Source organism: Marinobacter caseinilyticus, assembly GCF_011074955.1.
Classification (GTDB): domain Bacteria; phylum Pseudomonadota; class Gammaproteobacteria; order Pseudomonadales; family Oleiphilaceae; genus Marinobacter; species Marinobacter caseinilyticus.
On record NZ_WUQJ01000034.1, the window covers coordinates 222,930 to 236,755 of the forward strand.

The 13,826-nt window shown below is 58.4% G+C and carries 13 protein-coding genes and 1 tRNA gene; 9 read left to right on the forward strand and 5 right to left on the reverse strand.

All coding sequences use genetic code 11. The annotated features are described in order from the left end of the window. Positions 1-3: 3 nt before the first annotated feature. Positions 4-798, reverse strand: a complete 795-nt coding sequence (locus tag GRX64_RS17705) for a hypothetical protein (protein WP_166269180.1) — start codon at positions 796-798, stop codon at positions 4-6. 256 nt (positions 799-1,054) lie between these two features. Between GRX64_RS17705 and phrB the strand changes: the two genes are divergently transcribed. Beyond that, positions 1,055-2,461, forward strand: a complete 1,407-nt coding sequence (gene phrB, locus GRX64_RS17710) for a deoxyribodipyrimidine photo-lyase (RefSeq protein WP_166269182.1) — start codon at positions 1,055-1,057, stop codon at positions 2,459-2,461. Positions 2,462-2,553: 92 nt separating this feature from the next. On the opposite strand, the gene GRX64_RS17715 is transcribed toward phrB, so the two are convergent. Genes GRX64_RS17715 through hemA form a run of 4 tightly spaced genes read right to left on the reverse strand, consistent with a single transcriptional unit; the run spans position 2,554 to position 6,565 of the window. Next, positions 2,554-3,318 (reverse strand): HesA/MoeB/ThiF family protein, encoded by a 765-nt coding sequence (locus GRX64_RS17715; RefSeq protein WP_166269184.1) that lies wholly within the window; start codon positions 3,316-3,318, stop codon positions 2,554-2,556. Further along, complete coding sequence (gene prmC / locus GRX64_RS17720) at positions 3,305-4,198, reverse strand: peptide chain release factor N(5)-glutamine methyltransferase (RefSeq protein WP_166269186.1); 894 nt, start codon at positions 4,196-4,198, stop codon at positions 3,305-3,307. Before prmC ends, GRX64_RS17715 begins: the two co-directional genes overlap by 14 nt. Further along, entirely contained in the window at positions 4,191-5,276 is a 1,086-nt protein-coding gene (gene prfA / locus GRX64_RS17725) for a peptide chain release factor 1 (protein WP_166269188.1), read from the reverse strand. Before prfA ends, prmC begins: the two co-directional genes overlap by 8 nt. Beyond that, positions 5,273-6,565, reverse strand: a complete 1,293-nt coding sequence (gene hemA, locus GRX64_RS17730; RefSeq protein WP_166269190.1) for a glutamyl-tRNA reductase — start codon at positions 6,563-6,565, stop codon at positions 5,273-5,275. The genes prfA and hemA overlap by 4 nt, the downstream gene beginning before the upstream one ends. Positions 6,566-6,896: 331 nt before the next feature. On the opposite strand from hemA, the gene GRX64_RS17735 reads away from it, so the two are divergent. From GRX64_RS17735 to ychF, 8 genes are all read left to right on the forward strand, one after another. After that, positions 6,897-8,642, forward strand: coding sequence for a tetratricopeptide repeat protein (locus GRX64_RS17735; RefSeq protein WP_166269192.1), 1,746 nt, complete (start codon positions 6,897-6,899; stop codon positions 8,640-8,642). Next, a complete protein-coding gene (gene lolB / locus GRX64_RS17740; RefSeq protein ID WP_235937739.1) occupies positions 8,639-9,280 on the forward strand; it encodes a lipoprotein insertase outer membrane protein LolB in 642 nt (213 codons plus the stop codon). Before GRX64_RS17735 ends, lolB begins: the two co-directional genes overlap by 4 nt. Next, on the forward strand, positions 9,280-10,131 hold the full coding sequence (gene ispE, locus GRX64_RS17745; RefSeq protein WP_166269194.1) for a 4-(cytidine 5'-diphospho)-2-C-methyl-D-erythritol kinase: 852 nt from the start codon (positions 9,280-9,282) through the stop codon (positions 10,129-10,131). The genes lolB and ispE overlap by 1 nt, the downstream gene beginning before the upstream one ends. Positions 10,132-10,150: 19 nt before the next feature. After that, positions 10,151-10,225 (forward strand) — tRNA-Gln (locus GRX64_RS17750). Between the two features lie 52 nt (positions 10,226-10,277). Next, positions 10,278-11,222, forward strand: a complete 945-nt coding sequence (locus GRX64_RS17755; RefSeq protein WP_166269305.1) for a ribose-phosphate diphosphokinase — start codon at positions 10,278-10,280, stop codon at positions 11,220-11,222. Positions 11,223-11,377: 155 nt separating this feature from the next. Next, positions 11,378-12,028, forward strand: coding sequence for a 50S ribosomal protein L25/general stress protein Ctc (locus tag GRX64_RS17760; protein WP_166269196.1), 651 nt, complete (start codon positions 11,378-11,380; stop codon positions 12,026-12,028). 21 nt (positions 12,029-12,049) lie between these two features. Next, positions 12,050-12,634: an aminoacyl-tRNA hydrolase gene (gene pth / locus GRX64_RS17765; protein WP_166269198.1), complete on the forward strand. Its 585-nt coding sequence runs from the start codon at positions 12,050-12,052 to the stop codon at positions 12,632-12,634. A 94-nt stretch (positions 12,635-12,728) separates the two neighbouring features. Continuing rightward, positions 12,729-13,820 (forward strand): redox-regulated ATPase YchF, encoded by a 1,092-nt coding sequence (ychF, locus tag GRX64_RS17770; RefSeq protein ID WP_166269200.1) that lies wholly within the window; start codon positions 12,729-12,731, stop codon positions 13,818-13,820. Positions 13,821-13,826: the final 6 nt, after the last annotated feature.

Here is a 13,826-nt window from a genome sequence, read left to right on the forward strand (position 1 = left end):
CGGTCATCCAAACATCCTGTCGAAAGCACGAATAAAGCCGGCCCGCTCGGGTTTCTCGTGGGCGTTGGTAATCAACTGACAAGGCCCCGCTTCAGGAATCAAATCCTGGTCGATCTTGATACGCGCTGAGTTCATGTCGGTTTCACAAATGACGGTCACTTTCGGCGTCCAAAGCTGATTTTTGGTATTCTGGTGCAACGATAGCAGTGGTGTCGGCAAACTGAACCGCTCTAACAGCAAGGGCTCGGGCCGGCGATTGCAGATTCGGACCGGAGTGATCGCACGCCAGGGGCGCTTGGGCACAGCATCCAACACCAGACGAGCAAAGCTGGGAGCGGAGTAGCACAGGTCGCCTTCCATCGTCGACCGCCCAACCCAGGTCAGTGATGGCACAGCCAGCGGCATTTCCACCAGAGTGTTACCAACATTGCCGACATTGAGGCGCATCCAGACCAGGGTGCCAACATAAATGGTGCACTCGCCCGCGGCGGGAATGGTCAACGGCTGAAACGGGCGAATCACCGTGGGGCGCTTGGCCAGCACCGGCAGGTACACCACGGTGTTGCCTTCATCCGGACGAATAAAGCGCTGTAGCTGGACGTCGCCCCCAGGCAGGACATGGCTGACGGATTGCGCCCACCGTACCTGATCGCCTTTCGACGTCAGAGGCTCCGAGCGGACTTGCCATTCTTTGTCCAGCAGCGTCACCCAAAGGCGGGTTTGACTCAATTCGTGCAACTGCGTTTGTCCGGACGCTAACTCGTATGCGTGATTCCAACGTCCATCACTGTCGTTCATGTTTACCGGCACGGTGAGTGTTTTATCTCCCTGTTTTGTCGAAGAACAAAAAACCTGGCTTCAACTCTGATAGCCCCTGGGCGGGGGCCATTAGAGTGCCCTGGATCACTGCACTCAATACGCAGTAATGCGCACGCCTGACCCTACTCTGATAAGTCGTCACTGGCAGTATCTGTGCTTCACTATAATCCAATCCGCCAGCCCCCGCGAATACACAAGTATGTGATTTTTATTGAATTGCCCAACAGGATAACCAATGACCCAACTAGTCTGGTTCAGGAACGATCTCCGCACCGCCGACAACGCAGCCCTGACGGCGGCCTGTAAGCAGGGGAGCCCCGTTCGTGCGTGTTTTGTGCTCACGCCCGGCCAGTGGAAGGAACACGTCTGGTCGCCCGCTCGCATCCGTTTTGTGGTGGACCATGCCAATGCCCTGGCAAGAGACCTTGCCAAGCTGGGCATCCCGATGGATTTCCTCCATGCCGATCGCTTTGACGACAGTGTCGATGCATTACTGGCCCATTGCCGGGAACGGCAGGTGGATCACCTCCACTTCAACGAGGAGTACGGCATTAATGAACGGCGGCGGGACAAAGTCATCCACGCGCGCTTTGTGGAGGCCGGTGTTCGGGTGAACAAGTACCGGGACCAGACGGCCGCGCCAGTCGGCACGATCTTAACCCAGCAGGGTGAGCCCTATTCTGTTTTTACACCGTTTTCCCGGCGTTGGCGCCAGTGGATGGACGACACCATGCCAACACTGTTCCCGGTACCCGATCCGGTCGGCCGTGAACTGCCCGCCGCGCAGTTGGCGACCTCGGTCTTCAGGTACGACGAAGCGCCCGAGCCACTCGTGGCCATTGGCGAAGACGCGGCTCACCACCGACTGGAAGCGTTCATCAACGAGCGTGCCGTTCACTATAAGAAAGAGCGGGACTTTCCCGCCATTGACGGTACCAGCCAGTTATCACCGTACCTGGCAAATGGCGTTTTATCCGGTCGGCAATGCTGGCTGGCTGGCCAGCAGGCGCTGTCGGGTGGCGGCGAAAATGAGGGGCTTTTTACCTGGGTTACCGAAATTGCCTGGCGGGATTTTTACATCAACATTTTGTTCCACTTCCCGAGGATCAGCATGCACCGGGCCTTTAAAGCCGAAACGGAAAAGTTGGCGTGGAATACCCCCGGCGATCACTTTGAGGCGTGGAAAGAGGGTCGTACCGGCGTTCCCATTGTGGACGCCGCCATGCGGCAGCTCAATCAAACCGGCTGGATGCATAATCGGCTACGCATGATTACCGCAATGTTCCTGACCAAGAACCTGTTCATCGACTGGCGACTCGGCGAAGCCTACTTCATGTCAAAACTGGTCGACGGATTTCTGGCGTCCAACAACGGCGGCTGGCAATGGAGCGCATCGACCGGAACCGACGCCGCGCCCTACTTCCGGGTGTTTAACCCAGCCACCCAAAGTGAACGTTTCGACCCCAACGGCGACTTTATCCGGCACTTTGTACCCGAGCTGGCAAAACTGGACAAGAAGCGCATTCACCAACCCTGGGTCGGTGGCGTAATACCCCACGGCTACCCGCGCCCCATCGTGGACCTGAAAGAGAGCCGGAAAGCGGCCATTGCGAAGTTCCAGGACCTGCGAGATCAAGACTAAGGGGTTCAGTCGCGACCCTCGGCCTCGGCGATGGCCTTTCTTTCGCGGCGCAAACCGGTCGCGCCAGTACATCAGACCTCTGGTATCCCGGTTCAGCGGTCGGAAGAATCCGCAGGCCGGCAAACCGGGCATTCCGGATCGCGGGCCAGCTTCAGTTCGCGCCACTCCATGCGCCAAGCATCCAGGATCAGCAGGCGCCCAACCAACGGCTGACCCACATGCGACAGCAATTTGATGGCCTCCATGGCCTGGCAAGCACCGACGATACCGACTAACGGACCGATGACACCGGCCTCCGAACAGGTCAGCTCTTCATTGCCCTGGTCCGGGTAGAGACACTGGTAACAGGGCGCCGAATCCTGGCGGCTGTCGAAGACCGACAGTTGGCCCTCGCCCCGGATGGCGGCACCGGACACCAGCGGCACCCGGGACACAACGCAGGCGCGATTGATGGCAAACCGGGTGGCAAAGTTATCGCTGCAGTCGACCACCAGGTCGGCAGTTTCCACGTGCCGGGCAAGCTCATCGCCCTCCAACCGTTGAGCCACGGCCGTCACCGATATGGCCGGGTTGATGCGCTGGACATGAGCCGCCAGACTCGTCGCCTTATCGGTGCCGAGATCGGCCTGTTCAAACGCAACCTGACGCTGGAGATTGGCCAGTTCTACCTGGTCATCGTCGACCACCGTCAAATGCCCCACCCCCGCCGCGCCCAGGTAGAGCGCAACCGGGCAGCCCAGCCCTCCGGCACCGATGATTAACACCCTGGCCGCTTTCAGCCTGGCCTGACCCGCCACATCGAACGACGGCAGCAGAATTTGGCGGCTATAGCGCATCAACTCATCATCGCTGAGCATCGTCGTTGACTCCTTCGTTGCCTGGTATCGTAGAGTGATGGCCAGGGTTTCGGCCGAGGGTCAACCGATCCTGCTGGCCGTAATCCTGCCGGCTTTCAATCGCGTCGAATCCGGCTGTCACAAACAGGGCTCGAACTCGTTCGGCCTGGTCAAAGCCGTGCTCCACCACCAGCCAGCCGCCCCGGACCAACCATTCCGGTGCCGAATTTACAATGATCCGCAGATCATCCAGGCCATCGCGCCCCGACACCAATGCCGTAGCGGGTTCAAAGCGCACGTCGCCGCACCCCAGGTGGTGATCTTCTGTGGCGATATAGGGCGGGTTAGAAATAATCAAATCAAAACGCTGCGGCGGCAGATTCTCAAACCAGTGGCTTTGCGATACCGAGACCGACAACCCCAGGCGTTGGTTGTTGGCGCGGGCCACGGCCACCGCCTCCGGTATCGCATCCGTCGCCTGCACCCGCCAATGCCGCCGTTCACTGGCCAATGCCAGGGCGATCGCGCCGGTGCCCGTGCCCAAATCCATCACCCTCGCCTGCGCCGTCAACGGCAACGCCAAGGCGGCCTCGACCAGACACTCGGTATCGGGACGGGGAATCAGTGTGGCCTCGTTGACCTGTAACGACAGTGACCAAAAACCCTGTTCGCCGAGAATATGGGCGATGGGCTGACCCGCGGCGCGTTGCGCCACCAGCGCCTCAAACTCAGTGCGCTGGACCGGACTGAGTGCCCGCTCCGGCCAGGCTCGAAATGCTGTGCGTGACCAACCGGTCACACGGGCCAACAGTAATTCGGCATCCAGCCTGGGTGAGTCGCTGTCAATGTCCGCCGCGGCCTTTCTGAGTGCGGCATCACAGGTCAGTAACGGCTCACTCATCGGCCAGACTGGCCAGTAGCTCGGCCTGATGTTCTTGCTGCAAGGGACCGATCACCGGGCTAAGGTCGCCGCCAATCACTTCGTCCAGCTTGTAGAGTGTCAGGTTGATACGGTGATCCGTCACCCGGCCCTGGGGGAAGTTATAGGTGCGGATACGCTCGGAGCGATCACCACTGCCCACCAGACTTTTGCGGGCTGCGGCCTGACTTTGCTGCTGGCGTTCAGTTTCGGCATTCTGCAAGCGCGCCTGCAACAGGCTCATGGCTCTGGCCCGGTTCTTGTGCTGGGAACGCTCATCCTGGCACTCCACCACGATGCCCGTTGGCAGGTGGGTCAGGCGAATCGCCGAGTCGGTCTTGTTCACATGCTGGCCACCGGCACCGGAGGCTCTGAAGGTATCCACCCGCAAATCGCCTTTGTTAATCTCAATGGCTTCGGCTTCATCGGCCTCGGGCATCACCGCCACGGTGCAGGCCGAGGTATGAATCCGGCCCTGGGATTCGGTTTCCGGCACACGCTGAACCCGATGGGCACCGGATTCAAACTTAAGGGCACCGTACACGCCCACCCCGGACACCCGGCTGATTAATTCCTTGTAGCCGCCATGCTCGCCCTGGCTCTCACTGATGACCTCAACCTGCCAGCGCCGGGTTTCAGCATAGCGCAGGTACATTTTGAACAGGTCACCGGCAAATAACGCCGCTTCATCCCCTCCGGTCCCGGCCCGGATTTCCAGAAACACGTTGTTACCGTCTTTGGGGTCTTTCGGCAGCATTAACCGCTGAAGCTCTTCGTCCAATGCTTCGTTTTTTGACCGCGCCTCGGTGAGCTCATCCTCAGCCATGGCCCGCATGTCGGCATCGCCATCTCGCGCCAACTCTTCCGCCTCATGGATATCGGCCAAGGTTTGCTGCCAGGCCCTGAAGCACTGGACCACAGGCTCGATTTCAGCGAATTCACGGGACAGGTCCCGGAACTGATTTTGGTCGGCGATCACGCCCGGATCACTCAAAAGGCCACTGACTTCGTCGAAGCGATCGTTCAGTCGTTCGAGCCTGGATTGTATCGATGCTTTCATAATTTTTCCGGGGTGGTGGGAATAACGTCGTCTTCCTGGACCTCAAGCTGGTGCAACTCACGCAGCCAGCGGGTCACTTCCACCCGACCCTCGGAGGTCGCCTTGCGGACCTGAATCGAGGGTTCGTGCAGCAGTTTGTTGGTAATGCCGCGCCCCATACTTCTCAGAACGGTTTCCGGGTCGCCGCCGTTGCGCAGTGTACGCAGGGCTTTTTCGATTTCAATATCCCGCAGGTATTCGGCCCGCTGCCGAAACTGTTTGAGGGTGGCCACAGCGTCCAGCGCCCGTAATTGAGACAAAAAGGTCTGGGTCCCGGCGCTGATCAAATTTTCCGCTTCCCGGGCGGCGCCTTCACGGGAACGTACATTTTCTTCAATCACCTGCCGCAGGTCGTCCACGGTATAGAGGAACACGTCCGCCAGCGAAGCGACTTCCGGCTCAATGTCACGCGGCACCGCGATGTCGACCATGAAATAAGGCCGGTGCTTGCGTCCCTTCAAGGCTCGCTCCACCGCGCCCTTGCCCAAAATAGGCAACGGGCTCGCGGTTGATGAGATCACAATATCCACATCCCCCAACACGCCGGGTATTTCCGACAGCAAGATGCCCCGACCACCGCGCGCTTCCGCCAGGGCCTGCGCTCGCTCAAGCGTCCGGTTGGCGACCAGGAACTGAGTCACCCCCGCATCGGCCAGGTGGCGTGCGACCAACTCAATGGTCTGGCCGGCACCGATCAACAAGGCGCGATTGCGAGACATGTCGGAAAAAATATGGTTGGCCATGCTGACGGCGGCGTAGGCCACCGACACCGGGTTCTCGCCGATGGCGGTTTCCGTACGTACCCGCTTGGCGACGGTAAAACTCTGTTCAAACAGGCGTGAGAGACAGGTTCCGCTGGCGTTGTGATCTCGGGCCAGCGCGTAGGCGTCTTTGAGCTGCCCCAGAATCTGGGGTTCCCCGAGCACCATGGAGTCCAACCCCGAAGCCACCCTCATCATGTGCCTGACCGCGTCGGCATCCCGGTGGACATACATGGCATTTTCAAGTTCGGCGGTATCAAGGCCATGAAACCCTGATAACCAGCGCAAGACGGTGTAGGCGCAATCATCATCGCCCGCCAGGTAAATTTCGGTACGATTGCACGTCGACAGAATTGCCGCTTCACTGGCACCCGAAGTCGCCCGCAACGCAGCGAACGCCTCCGCCATGCGCTCAGGCGTAAACGCAACGCGTTCCCGCAGCTCCAGGGGGGCGGTGCGGTGATTGATTCCCAGCGTGAGCAATGCCATAGGACGTTGAAGACTACCTTCTGCCAGTTCGATTGTGGTCGACCAATTCCATTGTGGCCTAAATGGGGCTGCCACCGTAGCAATGCAACATCATTCGGGCGCCAAAGTTGCGATCATTTTACCGAGCGCATCGTCAGGGTGCCACCTAAACACGGAATCCTTCGGTAAATGCCGACAAACCCTTTGGCACCATGAGGTTTTACGGGATCGAAGCAGAGGCGGTTTCAGACCATTATCAAATTGGGCAAGCCCAGGCGCTTATGCCATCATAGGTATCGGCAAATGGTGCCAGCCTGACACAGGCCTATCGTAAACGGACACGGGATAGAACATGCATAAACCTGCCTTATTGCTAGTCACCAGTTTTCTAGGTTTGTCTGGTTGCGCGAACCTGACGAACGAAGGCAGTGATCCATCGCCCCAACCGGCCAAGACGACCACCTCGGAAACCGCACAGATCACGCCGGCGGCGACACCTTACGGCGATTTTGAACCCGAAACGCTCTATTTGCTGCTTTCCGCTGAAATTGCCGCGCAACGGGGCCGGTACGATGTAACCCTCGTCAACTACGTGGAAGCGGCCAAGCAATCACAGGATGCCGCCGTGATCGAACGCGCCATGCGCATTGCCCAGTCCCTGAAAGCCGACAATGCCCAGCGCCAGCTAGCCAACCTTTGGCTCGAGACTCACCCCGACAGCATTGAGGCCCATCGCGTGGCAGCCATTCAAAGCGTAAAACGCAATGAATTGGAGAGTGCGCTGTCTCACATGGAGCGCATCCTGGAGCTCGGCGGCGATGCCGATTTTGACAGCCTCGCGGCGATGGCGGCCAATCTGACCGCCGACGGGCAATTGGAACTGCTGTCACTGTATGAAGGTCTGGCCCAACGCCATCCGGATAATCTGGAAATCCAGTACAGCATCGCATTGCTGTTCAAGGTCCTCGGCGACAATGCCTCCGCGCTTGAGGCCCTGCAACCCATCCTGGACAACCAGCCCGAGTTTCAGCCGGCCCTGGTCCTGAAGGGCGACCTGCTTTATCAGTTGGGCCGAAAAGACGAAGCCCTCAAACACCTGCTCTACAACACCCGCCATTATCCTCAAAACCGGCAAATGGGCACGCTGTACGGCCGCATGCTGATTGGCGAAGGGCAAATGCAAGCAGCCCAGGATGAATTTCAGCGCTTGGTCACACAGTTTCCCGACGTACCTGGCCTGCGTTTGTCCCACGCGCTGGTGGCACTGGAGAATGGCGAAAAAGAACTCGCGAAACAGGGCCTGACACAATTGATCGAGCAAGGCCACCACGTCAGCGAAGCGCACTACTACCTGGGCCGAATTGCCGACGAGGACGGCGATAGCGATACCGCCATCGGCTACTATGATCGCGTCGACGACGGTAATCATTACCTGGCGGCCCTGGCACGGGCCAGCACGCTGCGCGCGGAAGCCGGCAACCTGGACCAGGCCCGGGCAAACATCCTGCGCCTACGCAACACCCACCCCGACCGGGCTGAAAGTTACTGGCTTCTGGAAATCAACCTGCTCTTGGATATGGACATGCCCGACCAGGCGCTAGAGGTTTCCAACACCGCGATTACGGCGTACCCGGATAACGTCCGCATTCGATACGCCCGCGCCATGCTGCTCGACAGCGAAGACCAGTTCGACGCCGCCGAACAGGACTTGCGGCGCATTATTGAGCAGGAGCCCGACAACGCCGTGGCGCTCAACGCGCTGGGCTATATCCTGACGACTCGCCAGGGACGACTGGATGAGGCGCGCCTGTTGATTGAGCGTGCCCTGGAGATCGACCCAGAAAACCCGGCCATACTGGACAGCATGGGATGGGTGCTTTTCCAACTGGGCGAATCAACCCAGGCCCTGGAATACCTGCGCGCGGCCTACGAGGCCTTTCCCGATCCCGAGGTTGCGGCCCATTACGGCGAAGCACTTTGGCAGAATGGTCAACGGGAGCAGGCTCGCATCATCTGGCGGGAGGGCCTGGAGCAAGCCCCTTCCGATGAGCTGATCATTGAAACCATTGAGCGCCTGGGCGCCGGGCAGGATTTGTGACCCTATATCGCCTAACGCTTACCACCCTGGCTACGTTGATGCTGGGCGCTTGTGCGTCAACGTCCATGCAGCCGCTGCCGGACGGCCTATCGGATCAGCCGCCCGCGGGCTGGAGCGACCGCCAACAGGCCTTGAGCAGCGTCCGTCACTGGCAGCTGCAGGGTAAACTGGCGGTCCGCCAGCCCTCGGACAGTGGCACCGCCATCATCAATCGCTGGACTCAGGATAACGAGCACTATCGACTGTCGCTTTCTTCTGCCTTTTTGGGACTGGGCCGCACCGAACTGGCCGGCGTACCCGGTTACCTGGAGCTGACACTGCCAGATGGCGAGACGTACCGCTCCAACAACCCGCAGGACCTGATCCATGCCGCCACGGGCTGGCAGCTACCGATCGACAGCCTGACCTGGTGGATCAAGGGGCTACCGAGCCCGGGTGACAATTTTCAACTGCTGTTCAATACCTCAGGGCAATTAGCGGTTATTCGCCAGCAAGGCTGGGAAATACGGTACGAGCGCTGGCAAACTTTTACCGAACAGCTTCCTACCCTGCCGGCCAGAATCACCGCCCTCAAAGGTGACAAGCGAGTCCGACTCGCCATTACAGACTGGCAGCCCAAGGATCCGGAACCGTTCTGATGTTCAGCCTGCCCTCGCCCGCAAAACTGAACCTGTTTCTCCACATCAATGGTCGCCGCAGCGACGGCTACCATGAGCTCCAGACACTGTTCCAATTTCTGGACTACGGTGATGAGCTCGATTTCCAGTTGCGCTCTGACGGGCGGCTAGTGCTGCACCCACCGCTTCCGGGGGTGCCGGACGCGGACAACCTCGTCCTCCGCGCTGCCAGGCTCCTGCAGCCCCTCAGTCCCAACCCGGGCGCCGGCGCTACCCTGACGCTGCGAAAGCGCCTGCCCATGGGCGGCGGGCTCGGGGGAGGAAGTTCCAACGCGGCCACCACGCTGCTGGGCTTGAATCATCTGTGGCAACTGGATCTCCCTCTCGACACATTGGCAGAGCTCGGCCTGCAACTGGGTGCCGATGTGCCGGTTTTTGTTCGCGGGTTTGCCGCAGTGGGTGAAGGCATCGGAGAAAAGCTGACCCCGGCACAGCCGCCCGAGGACTGGTTTGTAGTGCTAAAACCGGCCTGTAACATCAACACCGGTCTGATTTTTTCCCAGCAAGGGTTGACAAGGGACACCCCGAGAATCAAAATAGCGCCCGCTTTTGAGGGAGACGCCTCGAGGTACCGAAACGACTGTGAGGATATGGTTCGTGGACTGTATCCGGAGGTAGGCCAGAGCTTGGATTGGCTGTCACAATTCGGACCTGCAAGATTAACCGGAACCGGGGCTTGCATATTTGGACGTTTCCCAACAGAATCCAAAGCCCAAAAAGTTTGGGCAAGCAAACCCTCCGGCATCAAGGGGTTCGTAGCTAAAGGGGTGAACTACTCACCGTTACACCGAAAGCTAACAGAGCTGAAATGATGCCAAAAAAGCACGATACTGGGGTGTCGCCAAGTGGTAAGGCAACGGGTTTTGATCCCGTCATGCGCAGGTTCGAATCCTGCCACCCCAGCCACCTTTCTCCCGATTCTTCCGAAATGACCTCTGATATTGAGAAGGATGCCGTCGTGTCCAAACTGATGATATTTGCCGGGAATGCCCACCCGGAACTCGCCAAGAGCATTGCCCAGAAGCTGCACATCCCAATGGGACAAGCCACTGTCGGTAAGTTCAGTGATGGCGAAACAACTGTTGAGATCAACGAAAACGTTCGCGGTCACGATGTCTTCATCATCCAGCCTACCTGTTTTCCCACCAACGATAACCTGATGGAACTGATTGTGATGGCCGATGCACTGCGTCGCGCCTCCGCCACTCGAATCACCGCCGTTGTGCCCTATTACGGCTATGCACGCCAGGATCGCCGGGTTCGTTCCACCCGTGTTTCGATCAGCGCCAAAGTCGTTGCCGACATGATCACCAGTATCGGCATAGACCGGGTGTTAACGGTGGATCTCCATGCCGATCAGATCCAGGGCTTCTTCGACATACCGGTCGACAACATTTACGCCACACCGGTGTTGCTGGAAGATATTGAAAAACAGCGTTTTGAGAACTTCATCGTGGTGTCGCCAGACGTCGGCGGTGTTGTCCGTGCCCGCGCAGTGGCCAAGCGCCTGGATGACGCCGACCTGGCCATCATCGACAAGCGCCGTCCGAAAGCCAATGTGTCACAGGTTATGCACATCATTGGTGATGTGCGCGACAAAACCTGCATTCTGGTGGACGACATCGTCGATACTGCCGGCACCCTGTGCAAGGCCGCTGGCGCACTGAAAGAGCATGGTGCGGCGCGCGTCGTTGCCTACATCACGCACCCAGTCTTGTCAGGACCGGCCATTGATAACATCAATGCCTCTGAACTCGACGAACTGGTGGTGTGCGATACCATTCCACTGGGTGACAAAGCGCTTAATTGTGATAGAATCCGCCCCCTCGGAATGGCAGGTCTGCTGGCTGAGTCGATTCGCCGCGTTAGCAACGAAGAGTCCATCAGCGCACTGTTTGAATAAAGTCCGCGTTCCGAACGCATTCAGACCAGGAGCCTTTTAAGGCTCCTTGTTTGTTTAACTCCCCGAAAATACAGGTTTTATTTTCGGGAACACCAGAGAAGCATCTGCGGTGCACTTGGTCGCGAGTCCCACAGGTGATTAATGAGGTACAGATCATGGCCCAAGAATTCCTAATTGAAGCTTTCTCTCGGGACGAACAGGGGAGAGGTGCGAGCCGCCGCCTGCGTCGCGAAGAGCGTAAAATCCCGGCGATCATTTACGGTGGCGCGAAAGACGCCGTATCGATTTCCATCTGGCACAACGAGCTGAAGAAAGCGCTGGAGAACGAAGCGTTCTTCTCGCACATTCTGACCATTGAGCTCGACGGCAAGAAAGAAAGCGTGATCCTCAAGGATCTGCAGCGCCATCCCTACAAGCCGCTGCTGACCCACGCGGATTTCCTGCGCGTAGACAAGCATCACGAGATCCACGTCAACGTACCGCTGCACTTCCTGAACGAAGCCACAGCTCCGGCTGTTAAGCTCCAGGGCGGTGTACCGTCGCACCAGATGAACGAAGTCGAAGTTATCTGTCTGCCGCAGGATCTGCCCGAGTTCATTGAACTCGACATGCAGAACATCGAGATGGACCAGGTAATCCACTTGAGCGATCTGCAATTGCCTAAAGGCGTGCGTATTGCTGCTCTGGTTCAGGGCGAAGACCACGACCTGCCGGTTGTCTCTGTTCACCTGCCACGCGGCACCAAGGCTGATGAAGCCGAAGACGCGGAAGACGCAGAAGCAGAAGAAGACGACAGCAAGGAGTAATCACTCCGGGGGTAACGGCAAATGGCGCAGCAGATTGTCATGGTGGTTGGACTGGGAAACCCCGGCCCTGACTATGAGAATACGCGCCACAACGCCGGCGCCCTGTTTGTTGAAGCTCTGGCCCGCGCAGCGGGTCAGAGCCTTCGCCCTGACAAGAAATACCACGGTCTGTACACCAAAGCCCACCTCCAGGGGCTCGACCTGCACCTGCTCAACCCCACGACGTATATGAATCGCAGCGGCCTTGCCATCAAGGCATTGGCGGACTTTTTCAAGATTCAGCCTGACCAGATTCTGATTGCTCACGACGAACTCGACCTGCCCCCCGGCACCGCCAAACTCAAACGCGGTGGTGGCCATGGCGGACATAACGGTCTGAGAGATGCCATTGCCCACCTGGGCACCAACGATTTTTTTCGTCTACGACTCGGCATTGGCCACCCTGGTTCCGCCAAACAGGTCACCAACTATGTGCTGGGCAGACTGGGCAAACAGGAATCAGCCGACCTGGAGGCCATTATCGAACAAAGCATTCGGGTCTTGCCGGACGCTGCCGGCGATCACATGGCCCGAGCCATGAACGCCCTGCACGCTTTCAGGCCGTGAATCCGGTGCCTCCTGTTCGCACCTGAACCCGGTCACCGGTATACTTTCGTTTTCCAATCTCACATTTTGTTTTCGCATCCATCAGAGGCTTTCCATGGGTTTCAATTGCGGCATCGTCGGCCTTCCAAACGTCGGCAAATCCACGCTTTTTAATGCACTGACCAAGGCCGGCATCGGCGCCGAGAATTTTCCTTTCTGCACCATCGAGCCGAACGCTGGCGTTGTCGGCATGCCTGACCCCCGCCTGACCAAGTTGTCAGAAATCGTGAAGCCCCAGCGGGTCGTGCCCACCACCATGGAATTCGTGGACATTGCCGGGCTCGTTGCCGGCGCCTCCAAAGGTGAAGGTCTGGGCAACCAGTTCCTGGCCAACATTCGCCAAACAGACGCCATCGCCCACGTTGTGCGCTGCTTTGATGACAGCAATGTGATTCACGTCGCCAACAAGATCGATCCGGCCGCCGATATAGAAATCATCAACACCGAACTCGCACTGGCCGATATGGACACGGTTGAGAAGGCTATCAAGCGAGTACAGCGGGTTGCAAAAAGCGGTGACAAGCACGCCAAGGCCCAGCTTGAGATCTTTGAAACACTGCTGCCCGTGCTGAATGAAGGCAAACCGGTTCGCGGCATGGACCTGAGTGATGACGAGCGCGGCCTGATTCGTGAATTGTGCCTGCTTACCATCAAACCCACCATGTACATCGCCAATGTCGATGAAAACGGCTTTGAGAATAACCCATACCTCGACACCGTCCAGCAGATTGCGGCCACCGAAAACGCCGTTGTCGTGCCCATTTGTAATAAACTGGAAGCCGAGATCGCCGAGCTGGAAGACGATGAAAAGTCTATTTTCCTCGAAGAAATGGGCATGATCGAACCCGGTCTCGATCGCGTTATTCGCGGCGGCTACGCCCTACTCGACCTGCAGACTTACTTCACCGCTGGCGTGAAGGAGGTCCGCGCCTGGACCGTTCGTGTGGGCGCAACCGGCCCCCAGGCCGCAGGCGTGATTCACACCGACTTCGAACGCGGTTTTATTCGGGCCGAAGTGGTTAGCTACGATGATTTTGTCAAATACAACGGTGAGGCGGGCGCCAAGGATGCCGGTAAGTGGCGTCTGGAAGGCAAGGAGTATATTGTTCAGGATGGCGATGTGATCCATTTCCGGTTCAACGTCTGACGACTC